Source organism: Bartonella sp. EBT8, from assembly GCF_055796165.1.
In genome coordinates this window covers 64,325-82,619 of record NZ_JBTTDJ010000006.1, presented here as the reverse complement: position 1 = coordinate 82,619, position 18,295 = coordinate 64,325, and the positions used below count along the sequence as shown (strand labels likewise).

The 18,295-nt window shown below is 41.0% G+C and carries 14 protein-coding genes and 1 pseudogene; 9 read left to right on the top strand and 6 right to left on the bottom strand.

The window, feature by feature from the left end; all coding sequences use genetic code 11:
- Window positions 1–183: 183 nt before the first annotated feature.
- The 4 genes from pyrF to AC0QT4_RS05570 all read left to right on the top strand — a co-directional run bounded on the left by pyrF (window position 184) and on the right by AC0QT4_RS05570 (window position 4,193).
- The gene (gene pyrF / locus AC0QT4_RS05585) at window positions 184–1,044 is read left to right on the top strand and encodes an orotidine-5'-phosphate decarboxylase (RefSeq protein ID WP_473200732.1); all 861 of its coding nucleotides are present in this window, start codon (window positions 184–186) and stop codon (window positions 1,042–1,044) included.
- A gap of 543 nt (window positions 1,045–1,587) precedes the next feature.
- Window positions 1,588–3,075, top strand: a complete 1,488-nt coding sequence (hisS, locus tag AC0QT4_RS05580) for a histidine--tRNA ligase (protein WP_473200725.1) — start codon at window positions 1,588–1,590, stop codon at window positions 3,073–3,075.
- Between the two features lie 587 nt (window positions 3,076–3,662).
- Complete coding sequence (locus tag AC0QT4_RS05575) at window positions 3,663–3,890, top strand: hypothetical protein (protein WP_473200724.1); 228 nt, start codon at window positions 3,663–3,665, stop codon at window positions 3,888–3,890.
- A 72-nt stretch (window positions 3,891–3,962) separates the two neighbouring features.
- Window positions 3,963–4,193 carry a hypothetical protein gene (locus tag AC0QT4_RS05570; protein WP_473200723.1) on the top strand — a complete coding sequence of 77 codons (231 nt, stop codon included), beginning with the start codon at window positions 3,963–3,965 and terminating at the stop codon, window positions 4,191–4,193.
- Window positions 4,194–4,587: 394 nt separating this feature from the next.
- On the opposite strand, the gene AC0QT4_RS05565 is transcribed toward AC0QT4_RS05570, so the two are convergent.
- Window positions 4,588–5,112, bottom strand: coding sequence for a redoxin family protein (locus AC0QT4_RS05565; protein WP_473200722.1), 525 nt, complete (start codon window positions 5,110–5,112; stop codon window positions 4,588–4,590).
- A 227-nt stretch (window positions 5,113–5,339) separates the two neighbouring features.
- On the opposite strand from AC0QT4_RS05565, the gene AC0QT4_RS05560 reads away from it, so the two are divergent.
- Window positions 5,340–6,965, top strand: coding sequence for an alpha-D-glucose phosphate-specific phosphoglucomutase (locus AC0QT4_RS05560; protein WP_473200721.1), 1,626 nt, complete (start codon window positions 5,340–5,342; stop codon window positions 6,963–6,965).
- 279 nt (window positions 6,966–7,244) lie between these two features.
- On the opposite strand, the gene fumC is transcribed toward AC0QT4_RS05560, so the two are convergent.
- On the bottom strand, window positions 7,245–8,633 hold the full coding sequence (gene fumC, locus AC0QT4_RS05555; RefSeq protein WP_473200720.1) for a class II fumarate hydratase: 1,389 nt from the start codon (window positions 8,631–8,633) through the stop codon (window positions 7,245–7,247).
- Between the two features lie 234 nt (window positions 8,634–8,867).
- On the opposite strand from fumC, the gene groES reads away from it, so the two are divergent.
- The 4 genes and pseudogenes from groES (at window position 8,868) to AC0QT4_RS05535 (ending at window position 12,117) form a co-directional block, all read left to right on the top strand.
- The gene (gene groES, locus AC0QT4_RS05550; protein WP_004865053.1) at window positions 8,868–9,164 is read left to right on the top strand and encodes a co-chaperone GroES; all 297 of its coding nucleotides are present in this window, start codon (window positions 8,868–8,870) and stop codon (window positions 9,162–9,164) included.
- 58 nt (window positions 9,165–9,222) lie between these two features.
- Window positions 9,223–10,866 (top strand): chaperonin GroEL, encoded by a 1,644-nt coding sequence (groL, locus tag AC0QT4_RS05545; RefSeq protein ID WP_473200719.1) that lies wholly within the window; start codon window positions 9,223–9,225, stop codon window positions 10,864–10,866.
- Window positions 10,867–11,102: 236 nt separating this feature from the next.
- Window positions 11,103–11,232 (top strand): annotated as a pseudogene (locus AC0QT4_RS05540) (integrase); the annotation flags it as partial.
- A 549-nt stretch (window positions 11,233–11,781) separates the two neighbouring features.
- Window positions 11,782–12,117: a zinc ribbon domain-containing protein YjdM gene (locus tag AC0QT4_RS05535; protein WP_473200718.1), complete on the top strand. Its 336-nt coding sequence runs from the start codon at window positions 11,782–11,784 to the stop codon at window positions 12,115–12,117.
- Between the two features lie 995 nt (window positions 12,118–13,112).
- On the opposite strand, the gene AC0QT4_RS05530 is transcribed toward AC0QT4_RS05535, so the two are convergent.
- The 4 genes from AC0QT4_RS05530 to murJ form a co-directional block, all read right to left on the bottom strand.
- Window positions 13,113–13,691, bottom strand: coding sequence for a NifU family protein (locus tag AC0QT4_RS05530; protein ID WP_473200717.1), 579 nt, complete (start codon window positions 13,689–13,691; stop codon window positions 13,113–13,115).
- A 55-nt stretch (window positions 13,692–13,746) separates the two neighbouring features.
- Window positions 13,747–14,238, bottom strand: a complete 492-nt coding sequence (locus tag AC0QT4_RS05525) for a universal stress protein (RefSeq protein ID WP_473200716.1) — start codon at window positions 14,236–14,238, stop codon at window positions 13,747–13,749.
- 42 nt (window positions 14,239–14,280) lie between these two features.
- The gene (trpS, locus tag AC0QT4_RS05520; protein WP_473200715.1) at window positions 14,281–15,351 is read right to left on the bottom strand and encodes a tryptophan--tRNA ligase; all 1,071 of its coding nucleotides are present in this window, start codon (window positions 15,349–15,351) and stop codon (window positions 14,281–14,283) included.
- Window positions 15,352–15,428: 77 nt separating this feature from the next.
- Window positions 15,429–17,000: a murein biosynthesis integral membrane protein MurJ gene (gene murJ / locus AC0QT4_RS05515; RefSeq protein WP_473200714.1), complete on the bottom strand. Its 1,572-nt coding sequence runs from the start codon at window positions 16,998–17,000 to the stop codon at window positions 15,429–15,431.
- Window positions 17,001–18,295: the final 1,295 nt, after the last annotated feature.

Below are 18,295 nucleotides of genomic sequence, written 5' to 3'. Positions count from 1 at the left end.
GTTAAGCATGATGTGTTGTGAAATAATCACTTGTCTTGTTTGTTCTGTCGTGAAATAGGAAAATATTTTCTTTTGCATGGGAACTATGGTACCGGTTCATTGTGAAAAATAAATTTCGGTTTTCAATAAATTCCTTTTTCGTTCCTATCGAAAATGGAAGGAGAGAGTGTTTTGGGTGTGAGAATGTTTTGTTCGACTTTTTTTAAAAACCGTGAAATCTATGGACCACTTTGTGTTGGTTTCGATCCTAGTCATAAAGTTTTGCAATCATGGAATTTAAGTTGCGATTATAAAGGCTTAAAAGAGTTTTGTGACATCCTCTTAGCCGCGGTTGTTGGTAAAGTGGGTGTGATAAAGCCGCAAGTCGCTTTTTTTGAGTTGTATGGTGTGGAAGGTCTTCAAGTGCTCAAAGAGCTCATTGAAGATGCACGCGAACAAGGCTTATTGGTGATTGCTGATGCAAAAAGGGGGGATATTGGCTCTACTATTGAAGCTTATGGGAGAGCTTGGCTCGGATTAAGCAGTGCGTTCAAGGCGGATGCCATGACAGTTAATCCTTTTCTGGGGTTTGATGCGTTGATCCCTCTGATTAAAATTGCTGAAGAAACAGAAGCAGCGGTTTTTGTGGTTGTTCAATCTTCGAATCCAGAGGGGGAGACACTTCGAAATGCGCGCATCGGTGATCAGACACTTTCTGTTCATTTGGCACAGCGCCTTTGTGATTATAATAGTCAGTCTGTTGCTCAACATTATGCTGTTGGGCATTGTGCGGTTGGGCCCATCGGGGCGGTCATTGGAGCAACTTTGGGCAGTGAATCGAGAGAGACAATTGAACAGTTAAAAAACAGTCTGTTTCTTGTTCCAGGGATTGGGGCTCAGGGGGGAACAATTCCTCAACTGACAAACCAGTTTCCGCAAAATTTGTGGCAGAATATTATTCCCTCAATTTCAAGGTCGATTACAGATGCTGGTCGTAACAGTGCGGATTTAAAAACGCTGATCAATCATTTTGCACAGCAAGCGAAAAGCACACTGATGCCTTGAGATTTTTTGCAGAGGCAATCAATCTATCAAGCTCTTATAAGGAGGGTGCTTTTTTCTCGAAAAATGATTTTAGCTCCTCTGAAATCAGCAGCTGTTTTGATGCTTTCAAGAAAACATGCATGGGTTTCTTGAGATTGGAGGGCGCATGAGAAGGTGTTTTAAGGGAAGGGGAATGGAGGGAAAAGAGTGTAGGAGATGTGTTTTGAGAGGCATTGTTTAGGAGCAAATAAGCAAATCATTGCGGGGGATGGTAGGGGGAAGTTTTGTGAGGAAATTATTGCGGAGAGTTTTGTGGCTGCGGGTCATTTTTTTTAGCGATAATTGGTTTTTTAAGTGATAATTGGAAAAATATTCATAGAAAGCTGGGATTTTGCGATTAAAAGTGCGCGTGTTTTTATACGCTTAAAGGTGAGGAGTCTCCTCTTTGGAAAGCGAGGGGTGGTCTTTATTGTGCTGGGTTGAGAGTGATAAAGTTATTGCAGCCTTTGTTCCTATAAGATAGACACAAGTCATCCGTGAACCAAATTGTTGTTAGAGAAAAGCATGTCATCGAAACAAGAAAAAACCAAAGCTCGTTTACCGCGTGGTTTTGTTGATCGCACAAATGCGCAATTATATGCAACTGAGACCATGATTGCACAAATTCGTGAAGTTTATGAACTTTACGGTTTTGAAGCGCTTGAAACACCGATTTTTGAATATACAGATGTGTTGGGTAAGTTTTTACCTGATGAAGATCGTCCCAATGCGGGGATTTTTTCACTCCAAGATGATGATGAACAATGGGTGTCTTTGCGCTATGATCTTACCGCGCCACTTGCACGTTATTTTGCAGAGAATTTTGAAACTTTGCCAAAACCTTATCGGAGTTATCGTCTTGGTTTTGTTTTTCGCAATGAAAAGCCCGGACCAGGGCGGTTTCGGCAATTTATGCAATTTGATGCCGATATTGTTGGAGCGCCAACAGTGGCAGCGGATGCTGAAATTTGCATGATGGCAGCCGATAGTTTGGAAAAATTAGGGTTTCAGCATCATGAATATGCTATTCGTCTTAATAACCGAAAAATTCTCGAGAGTGTTTTAGAGTTGATTGGTTTGGCAGGAAATGAACAGCTTGAAAAACGCTTAACTGTTTTAAGGGCAATTGATAAGTTGGATAAATTTGGTCCTGAAGGGGTGCGTTTGCTATTAGGGAGGGGGCGTTTGGATGAAAGTGGTGATTTTACAAAAGGGGCGGAGCTTAAGGATAAAGATATTGAGTGTATTCTTTCCTTAACTGCTGCTGGAGCAAAAACAGCAGAGGAAACCCTTGATGCTTTGAGAAAAGTGGTTGGTGATCACGATCAAGGGCTTGAAGGAATTCGTGAGCTTGAGGAAATGCAAGCAATTTTTGTCGCGAATGGCGCTGAGAATCGTATCAAAATTGATCCATCGGTGGTGCGGGGTTTGGATTATTATACGGGGCCTGTTTTTGAGGCTACCTTACTGCTTGATGTGCTCAATGATGATGGACAAAAGGTTGTCTTTGGCTCTGTTGGGGGGGGCGGGCGCTATGATGGGTTGGTGGCTCGCTTTCGCGGAGAAAATGTTCCAGCAACGGGCTTTTCAATTGGGGTCTCTCGCTTGATTGCTGCTTTGCAAAATCTCGGAAAATTGCCGGTGAAGGAAACGTTAGGACCGGTTGTGGTGCTGATGATGGATAAAGAGCCTGAGGCTGTTGCTGCTTATCAAAAAATGGTCAGAAAATTGCGTGGTGCCGGAATTCGTGCTGAACTCTATTTAGGAGCAGCGGGGATGAAGGCGCAGATGAAATACGCTGATCGGCGAAAAGCGCCTTGCGTGGTCATTCAAGGATCACAAGAGCGTGAGTGCGGAAAAATACAGATCAAAGATTTGATTGAAGGAGCGCGGTTGTCTCATGAAATTAAGGATAACCAAACATGGCGCGAAAGTCGACCAGCGCAAGTGATGGTTGATGAAGAGCAATTGGTCAAAGCAGTGCAGGATATTTTGAAAACACAAAGGCAATGATGGTAAAAGTTCCTATGGAAAGAATTGTGAGCGATATTTGGGAAATTTGAGCTTCAATTTTTGAAATCTGTACTTTTCTTGTTTCTATGTCTTGATGTTCTTATGCAAAATCGAGTTATTTTTTGAGCCAGTGCGGCAACAATGAGAGATTTCTTAAGAGGTATAAGCACGCTTTACTAAAAACGCGTCCTTTTGAGGGGCATGATAACATCTTCATAACCAAAAAACTTTAACAACCAAAAAATCTTGAGAAATTTAAGGGCTTTACGGAACGATTCTCAAAAAGTTTACAAAAATATTGACAATAATTATATTCGCTTAAGCTTTGGATTCTCATCCGTTGGCATCAAATCCTTTGATGTGCTCTTCTTAGTGGCACAACAAAATCTAGCCTTCTTGAAAGGGAGAATTAAAGAGTTTGATCTGAAAAGACTTTTTAAGTTTAAAAAATAATTGAATGACTTAAATCGAACAATTTTTACAGGAAAATATTGGGATCAATTGTCAGTGCCTATAATGGTAACTGTTTGGTAATATGCGTTTTTTCATAAAATCAATGCATTACAATGCATTAATGGAGAAATACAATGGCCCAATATGATTTTACCTTGCTCTATGAACGAAATCCTTTTATTCTTGAAAGACCTGAGGATATTGGAAAATCATTTCAGCTTCCTTCTTCACACTTCGAATTTGAAGATCTGTCCCAAATCACATTTTCAGGAGCGTCTGATAGTCGGCGTATGATCCTTGGACTCTCCTTTACTGGTATGAAAAGTTTTTTGTTATGTTGTGGCAAGTGGGGAAAATGTTAGAGGAGGATGAAGTGGATTTATGGTTTGATCAGGTAACATTAAATCAGGATATTCTCACTGAATTCTTGTCTTGTGAATTTTTTCAGTAAAGAACCAGAATACCTTAATTTTACAACTTTTAAAGAAGGTATTGACGAATTAGAATGTAACAAAATTATAGCGAAGGGAACAAAAAAGGATTGTTATTTTGTAAATCCAGATATTTTTGGGGTTGCAAGAGGTGATGAAGAGTGTGACTTTGATGAAGATGAAGAAATGGATGCGGTTTTCACGGGAGATCCCTCGAATAAGCAGTTGTTTTAGAAATCATTTTGAAATTTAAAAAGAAATCTTAATTCTTGAGAGTCAATGATTTTAAAAAATAAAATTGAGGATGAATAGTCCTCGCAATTGCATAAAAAGTCCCCCTTTTGATGAGGGGGGGAGACTGCTATACGGAGGCTGTTTGGGGGACGGTATACCTCTTTGACATCTCTTACAATGGATCTTTCTTTAGTCTCCATGAGGATGGAGGGTTGTTCTTTCAATCATTATGAGGGTTGGTATGATGAGAGAGTGATATGTGCGTTTCGTAAAATATTCTCGTTACATTTTTTGCACTCAAAAATTTCTAAAAGACAAACGGCACAAATTCATCCTCGCGAAGGAATTTATGCCGTGAAATCTGTGCTTTTAAATATTTGAATGAGAGATGAAATTAGCCTTGTAAGGTTTTTAAAACATTTTTTGGTGAAGAAATCTCATAAGGATCTGTCGTACAATTATCTGAAAAACCTGGTTCTTCGAACCATTTTTCAATGACACCATCGTTAATAACAGCGGCATAACGCCATGAGCGCATGCCAAAACCAACATTGTCTTTTGCAACTAACATCCCCATTTTGCGGGTAAATTCCCCCGAACCATCAGGGATTAATTTTACATTTTTAATTTCTTGCGCCTTTCCCCAAGCGTTCATGACAAAAGCATCATTGACGGAAAGGCAATAAATTTCATCAATGCCTGCTTTTTTAAATTCATCATAAAGTTTTTCAAAATCAGGCAGTTGAAAGGTTGAACATGTAGGGGTAAAAGCTCCTGGAAGAGAAAAAAGAATAACCCGTTTTCCTTTAAAATACGCATCACTGTGAACCTCTTGCCATCGATACGGATTATCTCCACCAACGGAATCATCGCGGACACGTGTATGGAAAGTGACATTGGGAACGGTTTTTTTTATCATAATTATGCTCCTGTATTTTTGTGAAAATTGCGTTTCGAAATAGATCCCTTCTTTAAATATGCACTTAAACCTCATTTTTAAATATGCTTTCAAGAAGGTGTCTTAAAAAGTCTTCTATACTTAATGAGTGTGCAAGTATTTCATTGTTGCGTCAAGGGAAATTAATGGTCGACTTTGTGTGATATTCACTTTAAAATTAAAGGGGAGAGTATGAAGGCACCTTTGCGATGATAAAGACAGTTTTAACAACGGCTTTTGATGATCAAAAACCGGGAACCTCTGGTTTGCGTAAAAAAGTGTCGGTTTTTCAACAACCCCATTACGTGGAAAATTTTATCCAGTCTCTTTTTAAGAGCATTGCAGATCTTGAGGGAAAATGTCTCATTCTTGGCGGAGATGGGCGCTATTTTAATGCTACCCTTTTGCAAACTGTGCTGAAAATGGCAGCGGCCAATGGTATTGCTTGCGTAAAAGTAGGAAGAGGGGGCATTCTTTCCACGCCGGCTGTTTCGCATCTTATTCGCAAAACGCATGCCCATGGGGGGCTTATTCTCTCAGCAAGCCATAATCCTGGTGGTTTAGAGGGGGATTGTGGCATCAAATACAATATTGCCAATGGTGGACCTGCTCCCGTTTCTCTGTGTGAAGAGATTTTCACCACATCACAGCAGCTTTCTTTTTATAAAATCTTTGAGGCGCCAGATATTGATTTAGAAAGAGAAGGGACAACTTTTCTAGGGGATATGCGGGTTGATATTATTGATCCCGTTGCCGATTATGTCGCTTTGATGCAGGAGATTTTTGACTTTGATTGTATTGCTCAGGCTGTGAAAGAAGGCTTAACTTTGCGCTTTGATGCAATGCATGCGGTAACCGGACCTTATGCCTATGAAATTTTTGAAAAATGTTTGGGATTTCCTGAAGGAACGGTGGTAAATGGTGTTCCCTTACCCAATTTTGGAGGAGAACATCCAGATCCCAATTTGGTTTATGCCAAGGGGCTTTATGATCTTTTAATGTTGCAGCAAGCGCCTGATCTTGGGGCGGCGTCTGATGGGGATGGGGATCGTAATCTCATTATTGGGCGTGGGCAATTTGTGACGCCTTCTGATTCCTTGGCGATTATGGTGGAATATGCACATCTCATTAAAGCGTATCGCCAAGGCATTGTGGGGGTCGCTCGCTCTATGCCAACAACGCGTGCTGTTGATTTGGTTGCTGAAAAAAAACAGTTAAATTGTTTTGAAACACCAACGGGTTGGAAGTTTTTTGGCTCACTCTTGGATGCGGGAAAAGTAACCTTTTGTGGGGAAGAAAGCTTTGGAACAGGCTCTCATCATATTCGCGAAAAGGATGGTTTATGGGCGGTGTTGTTTTGGTTAAATCTTTTGGCGGTGACAGGGAAAACTGTCGCACAAATTGTGCACCATCATTGGGCTACCTATGGACGTTTTTACTCTTTGCGCTATGATTATGAAGAAGTGGACGAGGAAAAAGCCAATGCACTTATAGAGCAATTGCGGGCTCATTTACCACGGGCGGGAACCGAAATTGCTGGACTCTTGGTCGAAAAAGCAGAGGACTTTACCTATCATGATCCCGTTGATCAGAGTGTGAGTAGCAGGCAAGGTCTGCGTATTTTTTTCAAAAATGGAGCACGGTTGGTGGTGCGCTTATCGGGAACGGGAACGGTGGGGGCTACCTTGCGGCTTTATTTTGAGCAGTATGAAGGCGATCCACGCAAACATTTTCAAGATCCGCAAAGGGTTATCCAGCCTTTGCAACAGGTTGCGTTCAAATTGTTGGATATAAAACAGCAATTGGGTCGTGAAAAGCCCGACATTATGACATAAAGCTTTTGATTAAAATGTTTCTTCTTTTCTGTGGTGTGAAGCGCTTTTTGTCGAGTGGAGCGCTTTCGAGGTTTCTGGCATAAGTCTCTCCGCTGCTCTCTTGAGGGTGTTGTGCGTTGCGTTATGTCCTTGATCTTTGCGCAAAAAATTAGATTTTTGCATTCGGTAATTGTGAACGCATTGAAGAGAGAAAACATCGGACCGTAAAAGGTCCGATGTTTTCATCAATCAAGATTTTTGCTGCTTTTATTGTTTATTATGCGGGCTCGTTGTGCGAGCTTATTGCGGTTGAATCATCTTTTTAGGATCAACCAGTCGGTCATAAGTTTCCCCAGAAACGCCTGCTTTTATGGCCTCAACACGCAACGTTGTATCATTTTTATGGGCTGCTTTGGCAATTTCAGCAGCTTTTTCATAGCCAATTTCTGGGGCAAGAGCTGTTACCAGCATTAAGGAGCGTTCCATGAGAGTGTGAATATGGATTCGATTGGCACGTAACCCTTGTATGCAATGGAGATCAAAAGAGCGCATGCAATCACCAAGAAGCGTAATCGACTGTAAAACATTATAGCCAATCACTGGTTTATAAACATTGAGTTCAAAATGTCCCTGACTTGCGGCAAATGTTACACTGGTATGATTGCCAAAAACTTGGCAGGCAACCATCGTCATTGCTTCACATTGTGTGGGATTGACTTTACCCGGCATGATAGAAGAGCCTGGTTCATTTTCGGGCAAATTTAGTTCTCCCAATCCTGAACGTGGACCTGAACCCAAAAACCGAATGTCATTGGCAATTTTGAATAAATCGGCGGCTAGAGCATTGAGACTGCCGTGGAAATGTGCAAGGGCTCCATGATGGGCAAGAGCTTCAAATTTATTGTCAGCGGTCTTAAAAGTGATCCCTGTCAGGGTGCTGATTGTTTGCGCAAAGGCAACATCAAAACCTTGCGGTGCATTGAGCCCTGTTCCAACCGCTGTGCCTCCTTGGGCAAGCATTTGCACATCGCTTAGAGCTGTTTCAATGCGTTGGCGGTTGGCTTCTAAGGCAGAACGATAGCCTGAAAATTCCTGTGCGAGAGTGAGAGGGGTTGCATCTTGGGTATGAGTCCGGCCGATTTTGATGATGTCGGCAAATTCTTCCTCCTTTTTCTTTAAAGTCATAATAAGGGCTTCAAGAATGGGAAATAAGTGTTGGCGTGTTTGCAATGTGGTGGCAATATGAAGCGCTGTGGGAAAAGAATCATTTGAGGATTGACTCATATTGACATGGTCATTGGGGTGAACCGGTTTTTTGCTGCCTAATTTTCCTCCTAACAGCATGCTGGCATGGTTGGCAATCACTTCATTGACATTCATATTGCTTTGGGTTCCAGAGCCGGTTTGCCAAACAGAAAGGGGAAAATGGGTGTCGAATGCCCCTGCGAGCACTTCGTCAGCAGCTGTAATGATCGCTTTGCCAATTTTTTCTGAAAGTTTGCCCTTTTCCATATTCACAATGGCTGCTGCTTTTTTGATAAGGCTTAAGGCATAAATGATGCTGAGAGGTTGTTTTTCACTGCCGATATTAAAATTATGCAGAGAACGTTCAGTTTGTGCACCCCAGTAACGATCTTGCCGTACGGCAATCGTTCCAAAGCTATCGGTTTCCTGACGTGTTTCAACCATGACTAAGATCCTTTTTGTTCGCAAATTTAATAAAAAGCTAGATAACGCAAAATAGAAAAGAGAGGCAAGCCTTTGAAGGCTCTTTAGAGAAATTATTTTATTAATCATCCTTGACATCTGTGAGCAGCGATTTTATATTCCAACTGCTGTTAGCACTCGTAGTTTGAGAGTGCTAGCAAGAACTTAAGATTAATTCAATTTTATCAATTATATTAAGTTTTAAGGATTTAAAACATGGCTAATATACAATTCCGCCCACTTCACGATCGTGTCGTTGTTCGTCGGGTTGAATCTGAAAATAAAACCGCTGGTGGCATTATCATCCCTGATACTGCAAAGGAAAAACCTCAAGAAGGTGAAATTATTGCTGTTGGCAATGGCGCTCTTGATGACAACGGAAAGCGTGTGCCTCTCGAAGTGAAAGCAGGGGACCGTATCCTCTTTGGAAAATGGTCTGGCACTGAAGTAAAGATTAATGGGGAAGATCTCCTCATCATGAAAGAATCTGACATTATGGGTATTCTAGGCTAATTTAAGAATCCCAATTTTTTGTTTTGTACTATTTGAGATAATTTCAAGGAGAAATTAAATGGCTGCTAAAGAAGTCAAGTTTGGCCGTGAAGCGCGTGAGCGTTTGTTGCGCGGTGTTGATATCCTTGCTAACGCTGTTAAGGTAACCCTCGGCCCTAAAGGGCGCAATGTGGTGATCGATAAATCATTTGGTGCACCTCGCATCACAAAAGATGGTGTATCCGTTGCAAAGGAAATCGAACTAGAAGATAAGTTCGAAAATATGGGTGCGCAAATGTTGCGTGAAGTGGCTTCCAAAACCAATGATATTGCTGGTGATGGAACAACAACGGCAACTGTTTTGGGACAAGCTATCGTTCAAGAAGGCGTAAAAGCCGTTGCTGCTGGTATGAACCCAATGGATCTTAAGCGTGGAATTGATGCTGCTGTCGATGAAGTGGTAGCAAATCTCTTCCAAAAAGCGAAGAAAATCCAAACTTCAGCAGAAATTGCACAAGTGGGAACAATTTCCGCTAATGGTGCGGAAGAAATCGGTAAGATGATTGCTGATGCTATGGAAAAAGTAGGCAATGAAGGCGTCATTACCGTGGAAGAAGCAAAAACTGCTGAAACGGAATTAGAAGTCGTGGAAGGGATGCAATTCGATCGTGGATATCTTTCCCCCTATTTCGTCACCAATGCTGAGAAAATGGTGGCTGATCTCGATGATCCTTACATTCTCATTCATGAGAAGAAATTGTCTAATCTCCAATCTCTTCTTCCAGTGCTTGAAACTGTTGTTCAGTCTGGTAAGCCATTGCTCATCATCGCTGAAGATGTTGAAGGGGAAGCTTTGGCAACACTCGTTGTTAATAAGTTGCGTGGTGGTTTGAAAATTGCTGCCGTGAAAGCGCCAGGATTTGGTGATCGTCGTAAAGCAATGCTTGAAGATATTGCAATCTTAACATCGGGTCAGGTGATTTCTGAAGATGTGGGCATTAAACTTGAAAATGTCACTTTGGATATGCTTGGACGGGCTAAGAAAGTGAATATTTCGAAAGAAAATACCACGATTATTGATGGTGCTGGGCAAAAAGCTGAAATTAATGCACGCGTTAATCAAATCAAAGCACAAATTGAAGAAACAACTTCTGACTATGATCGTGAAAAATTGCAAGAAAGACTTGCTAAACTCGCTGGTGGTGTTGCCGTTATTCGTGTTGGCGGTGCAACAGAAGTTGAAGTGAAAGAAAAGAAAGATCGTGTTGATGATGCCTTGAATGCAACACGTGCTGCTGTGGAAGAAGGTATTGTTGCTGGTGGTGGTACCGCATTGTTGCGTGCAGCAAATGCGTTGACCGTTAAAGGAAACAATCCTGACCAAGAAGCTGGGATTAATATTGTTCGTCGTGCACTCCAAGCACCAGCTCGTCAAATTGCAACGAATGCTGGTGAAGAAGCAGCAATTATTGTGGGTAAGGTCTTGGAAAACAATGCCGATACCTATGGTTACAACACTGCAACCGGTCAATTCGGTGATTTGATTGCTTTGGGAATTGTTGATCCTGTGAAGGTTGTGCGTTCTGCTCTTCAGAATGCTGCTTCAATTGCGAGCCTTCTTATCACGACAGAAGCAATGGTTGCTGAAATGCCAAAGAAAGAAACCCCAATGCCTCCGATGCCTGGTGGCGGAATGGGTGGAATGGGTGGAATGGATTTCTAAGCCCTTTCATAAAAATAAAGAGGACGGGTCCATTGGGCCCGTTTTTTTTAACCCTTTTTTAATCGATGCTAATTGGTTGATTTATAACGATAATTTATCGTTTTTCCTATTGAATGAGATTCCCGAATATTGTAAGATTCTCTTAAATCCTCTCATTTTGAATCAAGTGATATCATTTATTTGCACGTCAGAAGTGGGGCTGGCGTGTGTGTAAAGATTTAAAGAAAGAAGTAAAAATGCCTCTTATGAATCATCTGAATAGTAAGGGCTGTCGCAACATTGGATGTTGACAAAGAGTATGATGAGGCCGGCTTGTCCCTTCATAAGCGTAAAGATGGCGGTGCTCAATGGCTTTATCGGTATACCAGAGCGGCGTATTGTTGAGATATGTATCGCGTGAAGTTGCTGATTTGATTGCTTTGGGAAGTTGATCGCGTGAAGGTTGTCCGTTGTGCTCTTGCCCATGCTGCTTTAATTGCGAACCTTCTTATCACGATACAAGGCAATAGTTGTTGAAATGCTAAAGAAGAGATCCCAATGCCCCCAATGTTTAGAGGTGGAAGGGGCGGAATGGTTTTCTAAGCCCTTTCATAAAGATAAAAATGGATCAAGAGAGTGTCATTTTTTCTGTGATTTTTTCTTATGGTTGCACTGTGCTCTTCTTGTGCCAAGAGATCTTATGCTTCATTGATGCATTTTTTTAAGAAGTGTTTTGATGGTCATGTTATTTTAGAAGATGTTTTGGTCTTTAGCAAAATTTCGCTTTTATTTCTTGTGAGATGATTTTAATCGCGAAGCATTTTAGAAAAATGCCATGTTTGTGTTGTGCTTTAGCAATGGACAGTGAGGATATATTGCTCTATTGAGGGCTCAGAGGGATGACTTTTCTTGAATGAATAAATTAGAGGTAATCTTATGAATCAATACCCTAAATGTCCGCACTGTGGTGGGATTTATACTTATGAAGAGGGTGAAAATTTCTTATGTCCTGAATGCGCCCATGAGTGGCCACAAAAGAGGGAAGATTCTTTTGCCTCGGAGGTTGTTTATGATGCGAATGGTCAGGTTTTGACAAATGGCGATAGCGTTATGGTGGTGAAAGATCTTAAAGTAAAAGGCGCAGCCTCCGTTCTCAAAACTGGGACTAAGGTGAAGAATATTCGCCTGGTTGATGGGGATCATAATATTGATTGTAAGATTCCTGGAATTGGCCAAATTGGCTTAAAATCAGAATTTGTTAAAAAAATTTAAGCGGTATCGAGTTGAAGCACTTGCTGTTTGTTTAAGTGCATTTGCTTGTGATGAAGAGAGGAGGATCTCTTCTCTTCTTTTAAAGTTTGCTAAGATGTTTTGGCGCCAATATCAAAGATCTTGTGGCAAAATAGAACGCCATTGGGTTGCACATTCACGAGCTTTTTTAAGAAACATTTCTTAAAGCATCAAAACCCATTTTACGACACTACCCGTGGATAGTATAACGATAAAGCCATTGAACACCACCATCTTTACGCTTGTGAAAGGACAAGCCGGCCTCATCATTCATTTACCGGCCCCCAACGTTGCGACAGCCCTTGCTATTCAGACAATTCATAAGAGGCATTTTTACTCTTTTCTTAGAGTTTTTATCCACACACCAGCCCCTCTTGTGACGTGTAAATAAATGATTATGATTGATACAAAATGAGAGGGTTTTGCAATATTCAAGGGTCTCACATCAACAGATAAAATGATAAATTATCATTATAAATCAATGTGCTGTAGTAATAGGATGAAAGAATGAGGGGGATGAAACAACGGAGCTATAGATGTATCACTTTGTTTGCATGACAGTACCTTGTGTAGCGTATTGGCTTTAGGGATTCGAGTGTTTCTTTTGCACTATTGGAGTGCTGTGGTTGTGTTAGAGGCGTACAACACATTGATTTATAAAGATAATTTACTGTTTTTCCTATTGAATGAGACCCCCGAATATTGTAAGATTCTCTCATCTCAAACCTGCTTATGTTCAATCAATTAAAGTCATTTATTTGCACGCCATAAGCGGGGTTATCGTGTGGGTAGAAAACAGTTTAGAAAAGAGTAAAAATGCCTCTTATGAATCGTCTGAATAGAAAGGGCTGTCGCAACATTGGGGGCTGGTAAAGAGTATGATGGCGCCGGCTTGTACCTTCATAAGTGGACATTTTTGTAACAGTGTGGTTAAGACTCTTTTGGTTGTAGCATTTGCTTATCGGTCGCTTTGCTTTTTATTGCGGCATTGCTTCTACACCTAAAACTTCTGGAATAAAATGCCGCAAAAGATTTTCAATGCCATGTTTGAGTGTTGCGGTCGAAGAGGGGCATCCGGCGCATGCTCCTCGCATATTGAGGTAAACAATACCATTTTCAAATCCACGAAAAGTAATATCTCCTCCATCATTGGCAACAGCTGGGCGAACGCGTGTTTCGAGAAGCTCTTTAATTGTTAAGACAATCTCAGCATCTTTCTCATCATAAAATTCTTCGTTAAGGGCATGGGTTTGCGCTTGTGTAGAAGCGTTGGCGGTGATAACTGGATCACCGGAGAGAAAATGCTCCATAATTGTGCCTAAAATAACTGGTTTTAGATGTTGCCATTCCCCCTCTTTTTTGCTGACAGTGATGAAATCATAACCCAAGAAAACACCATTGACATTTGGAATATTAAACAGTTTCGCCGCCAGAGGTGAATTTTTAGCCGCTTCTTCACGATCGCGAAATTCTAATACTCCTTCGGAAAGAACCACACGACCTGGTAGAAATTTGAGTGTTGCAGGGTTGGGCGTGGTTTCTGTTTGAATAAACATAGAACTCTCCTTTTTTTGTGAGGGATGAGGAATATGATGACGCTTCTTCGCGCTTTTAAGCAATCAATTCAATGTCTTCATCGGCAAGGTTGCTTGGAATGACAGTGACAGGAATTGAAAAAGCTGTCCCCTTGTTACCAATCATTTGAATCAGTGGTCCTGGTCCTTCTGCGTGTGCACTGGCTGCTAAAACAATGAGTGCAATTTCCTTATCTTCATCGATGAGTTTAGAAATTTCATCAATTTTTTTTCCTTCGCGGATAATCATTTCTGTTTCTAGAGCATGTGTGGTGCGGACATCATGAGCAATTTCTCGCAACACTTTATAGGCACTTTGCGTTGATTCTGTGCGCATAACGTTATTGACACCCAAAAAATGTTGAAATTCTATACTGTCAACGATACAGAGCAAGACCAGTGTTCTATTGGTATTTTGTGCATGTTGTGCGGCAAAAGCAACAGCACGCCGACATTCTGGTGTTTCATCAATGATGACCAAAATTTTTTTCTTGTGCTGTTTTTTTGGATTTTTTTGCTTAGAAACCATGGGTTTTCTCTCTATCCTCTTGATGATTGAAATCCTATTGTTTCATGTATCGTGCAAAAATCCAACGATTTCACGGACTTTTTTCATATTTTTTTCTGCTAATGCGCTAGCACGGTGTGCGCCATCATGCAAAACGGAGTCAATATAAGCGCTGTCTTGATGCAATCGACGCAATTCCTCTGTTATTGGGGCAAGTTTATGGACAACAAGGTCTGCTAAGGCTGTTTTGAATAGTGAAAATTGTTGCCCTGAAAATTCTAAAAGCGCTTTTTCTTTGTTCACTTGTGCAAAGGCGGCATAGATCCCAAGAAGATTGTCAATCTCTGGTCGTCCTTCGAGAGCTTTTAGTGTATCGGGAAGAGGGGCTGAGTCCGTTTTTGCTTTGCGGATTTTTTTGGCTATAAGATCAGCATCATCGGTTAAATTAATGCGCGAAAAATCTGAAGGATCTGATTTTGACATTTTTTTTGTTCCATCGCGTAGAGACATAACGCGCATCGCTGTCTCTCCTATCAGGGCTTCTGGTATTGGGAAAAAACCTTGTTTTTCTTCCTCACCCATTTGCATCGAAACAGCACAATTTAATTTTGCAATACGATCAGAATAGTCGTTGTTAAATTTTTGGGCAATGTCTCGCGTCAGTTCAACATGCTGTTTTTGATCTTCACCAACTGGAACATGGGTGGCACGATAGAGTAAAATATCAGCGGCCATCAGACTTGGGTAAGCAAAAAGTCCAAGGGATGCTTTTTCACGATCTTTTCCTGCTTTATCTTTAAATTGCGTCATCCGTTGGAGCCAACCAATGCGAGCAATACAATTGAAAATCCATGCGAGTTCGGCATGTTGAAAAACCCGAGATTGGTTAAAAATAATGTGTTTTTGAGGATCAATACCCGCTGCTAAAAAGGCGGCTGTAACGGCTCTGGTTGCTTCAGTCAAAACGAGGGGATCTGGATTTACTGTGAGTGCGTGCATATCGACAACGCAATAGAGGCATTGATAAGAGGTTTGTAGCTCAACCCAATGCTGGATAGCGCCAAGATAATTACCAAGATGTAAATTACCACTTGGTTGTACACCAGAAAAAACAAGCGGTGTGAAAGTGTCCATAGAAGTGTTCTTTCCTCAATAAAGTTATTTCTTTTGCGTTTTGTGTCAAAACGCTTTTCTGAAAGCAAGATAAAATATTACAGCCGTTTTTTAAAATTTTTGAAGGTGAGAAAAAAGGAGCGCTTATTCATTAAAAAATAGGCGCTGAAATAGACCAAGAGGAGGGCAAGCATGATCCCTGCAAGCGTGCTTGCACGCAAGAAAAAGGATGCTTGTGAGGAGAGGGGAATAGACAAAAAACCAAGCTCATCGAGAAGATAATGAAGGGCTATCGTGCTTAAAGAAGTAACGAATATCAGACAGGCAATGTGCTTTATCAGTTGTGCATCAACTTTCCAATAGCTCCGTTTGATAAGGATACTACAAAGCAACAGTGTGTTAACCCATCCAGAGGTGATTTCGGCAATGACAATGCCGCGGGCTGATAAAAGGGGGAACAATGTTAAAGCAAGACTGATATTGATGAAAACGCAAATACCAGTGAAAATCATCGGCGTTTTTGTATCTTCATGGGCAAAGAAATTGGGAATAAACACCTTGATGAGGACAAAGGCTGGAAGCCCTAATCCATAAAGTCTAAGGAGTTGTGCAACATGGTGCGTTGACTCACTGGTAAATTGCCCACGCTCAAAAAGCAAACTGACAATGGGCGTGGAGAGCAGCAAAAAGGCAACAGAGGCAGGAAGTGTTAACAACAGGGTGAGTTCAATGGAGCGATTTTGTAAATCATGCGTTTCTTCATGCTTCTTGCTACGCAGTGCTCTTGTTAATTCTGGTAAAAGAACCGTTGCAACGGCAATTGCTATGACGCCTAGGGGCAATTGATAAAGACGATCAGCATACATCAAAGAGGATACAGCACCCGATTGGCTGGAAGCAATATTGGTATTGATGAGCAAATTGATTTGCGTGATCCCCCCTGTGATGGCGGCAGGGAATGCTAAAGTTAAAAGCTTGCGAACATTGGGACTGAAATGGGGGCGGCGAAGAAAAATCTTCATTCCACTATGACGCAAAGCAATAGCGATTAAGGTGAGTTGGAGAATGCCTGCCGCTAAGACACCCCAAGAAAGATTTAAGCCGATATGCCAAGCATCAAGCTTATAGAACCAAGCATAGGCAAGCACGCCGATGAGAATAATGTTCAAGAAGAGGGGGGCTACGGCTGCGATAAAATAGCGCCGTAGAGCATTCAACATGCCCCCCATCATTGCTGCTAAAGACATGCAAGTTAAATAGGGAAACATGATTGCGGTAAAATGAATCGTTGCGTTAAATTTTGTCGCATCTTCTGTAAAACCTGGAGCAATGATCGTTCGTACCAAAAAAGGCATACTGAGTTCCATGGCAATGGTTAAAAGTAACAGCAGCGAAAAGAGAACGCCAAAGACCTCTTCTGCGAATTTGCAAGCAGCTTCCCCACCATCTTCAGTAATTTTTTTCGAAAAAAGAGGAACAAAAGCTGCGTTAAAGGCGCCTTCAGCAAAAAAACGGCGAAATGTATTGGGAAAACGAAATGCTGCATTGAATGCATCGGAAACAGGGCCAGTTCCAAGAGCTGCCGCCATGAGCATTTCACGGATAAAGCCAAAAATACGGCTCATCAGGGTTCCAGAAGCAACAGTTGCAAATTTTTTAATTAAAATCATAAAAATACATCGGGTTTTTCATAAAGGACAGGTAATAAAAGATGACTATAAATCATGAGATTATAAAAATCTGATTAGCGTGTTAATACAATAGTGTTAATAAATACTCTTTTAAAGTGTTTTATGCTGGCGCTTATTTCTCATCAAAAGTGCTTGGAGCGTTTTAAAGTGTGCTTGTTGCTCCTGTATGAAAGTTTTTAGAATATGCATAAAGAAATAAAGTTTCTTTCTCTTAAACTAAAGAGAGAGGATTTTTGTCACGAATAGAAGAGAACGTCCAGAGAGTAGATTAAGAGTGATGATTATTTTTGTTGGGACTTTTATTGCGTTTTTTCTGGTTATGATACAGAGGGCATTTTTTTGTTTTCACACTCTCTGTTTTGCTTTTTAAAATTATCATTAGGGGACTTTTCCTTTGAGGAAATAAACATGAAACCATTTGCTCTACCGCCATTGAGCACCACTATCTTTACCCTTATGAAGGTGCAAGCTGGCCCTGTCATCCTCTTTACCGCCCCCCAATGTTGCGACAGCCCTTGCTCTTCAGACGATTCGTAAGAGGTATTTTTGCTCCTTTCTTGAGAGTTTTTACCCACACATCAACTCTGCTTAGGACGTGCAAATAAATGATTATGAGTGATACAAAATGAGAGGATTTAAGATTAAGAGAACCTTACAATATTCGGGGGGCTCATTCGAGAGGAAAAACGATAAATTATCATTATAAATCAACACATTGATACCTCTAGGAGAGCCCCTAAAGGTTTTACCCTCGCTCATAAGATGATGAGGAAGAATCTTGAGCCCAAAATCTCTATGTTCCATGCGTTCTTTTAAAACAAGCGCTTTTTTGGATTGGAGATATCTTTAAACAAATCTTACATAGGTTGTCAATTTTTGTCTTTCAGGGATGCAAGACTGGTAAGATTTATGCGTTTTTCTGTCATAAGAAAAAAGGCACATATGTGGTTTGCAACGTTAGCAAGTTTGTCAAAAAACATCTGTTGCGTGCGTTCATTGTCTTTTATGAAAGGATGCGTGTCGTTTAACTGTGTCATGATTTTAGCGGCATTTTCAATCCATGCTTTGCGGGTTAAGTTTGGCAAATTATTATCTCAGTGTTCGGTCTTCATTTTCAAGATTCTCTTAATCCTTATGCTTTCCGATGCAAAACAAGATCGTTTTTTTTCAACTCTGGCGGACGAGCGATAGTGTTCTGTGCAAAGGTGAATGGTTTTTCATGGGCAGAGCTAGCCGCTTCAAAAGTATTTTTCAATAAAGTGTGATGAAGGGAG

Excerpts from the sequence above, each read along its gene's own strand:
- pyrF (WP_473200732.1), top strand. The coding sequence starts at position 184 with ATGTTTTGTTCGACTTTTTTTAAAAACCGTGAAATCTATGGACCACTT.
- hisS (WP_473200725.1), top strand. The coding sequence starts at position 1,588 with ATGTCATCGAAACAAGAAAAAACCAAAGCTCGTTTACCGCGTGGTTTT.
- AC0QT4_RS05575 (WP_473200724.1), top strand. The coding sequence starts at position 3,663 with ATGGCCCAATATGATTTTACCTTGCTCTATGAACGAAATCCTTTTATT.
- AC0QT4_RS05565 (WP_473200722.1), bottom strand. The coding sequence starts at position 5,112 with ATGATAAAAAAAACCGTTCCCAATGTCACTTTCCATACACGTGTCCGC.
- AC0QT4_RS05560 (WP_473200721.1), top strand. The coding sequence starts at position 5,340 with ATGATAAAGACAGTTTTAACAACGGCTTTTGATGATCAAAAACCGGGA.
- fumC (WP_473200720.1), bottom strand. The coding sequence starts at position 8,633 with ATGGTTGAAACACGTCAGGAAACCGATAGCTTTGGAACGATTGCCGTA.
- groES (WP_004865053.1), top strand. The coding sequence starts at position 8,868 with ATGGCTAATATACAATTCCGCCCACTTCACGATCGTGTCGTTGTTCGT.
- groL (WP_473200719.1), top strand. The coding sequence starts at position 9,223 with ATGGCTGCTAAAGAAGTCAAGTTTGGCCGTGAAGCGCGTGAGCGTTTG.
- AC0QT4_RS05535 (WP_473200718.1), top strand. The coding sequence starts at position 11,782 with ATGAATCAATACCCTAAATGTCCGCACTGTGGTGGGATTTATACTTAT.
- AC0QT4_RS05530 (WP_473200717.1), bottom strand. The coding sequence starts at position 13,691 with ATGTTTATTCAAACAGAAACCACGCCCAACCCTGCAACACTCAAATTT.
- AC0QT4_RS05525 (WP_473200716.1), bottom strand. The coding sequence starts at position 14,238 with ATGGTTTCTAAGCAAAAAAATCCAAAAAAACAGCACAAGAAAAAAATT.
- trpS (WP_473200715.1), bottom strand. The coding sequence starts at position 15,351 with ATGGACACTTTCACACCGCTTGTTTTTTCTGGTGTACAACCAAGTGGT.
- murJ (WP_473200714.1), bottom strand. The coding sequence starts at position 17,000 with ATGATTTTAATTAAAAAATTTGCAACTGTTGCTTCTGGAACCCTGATG.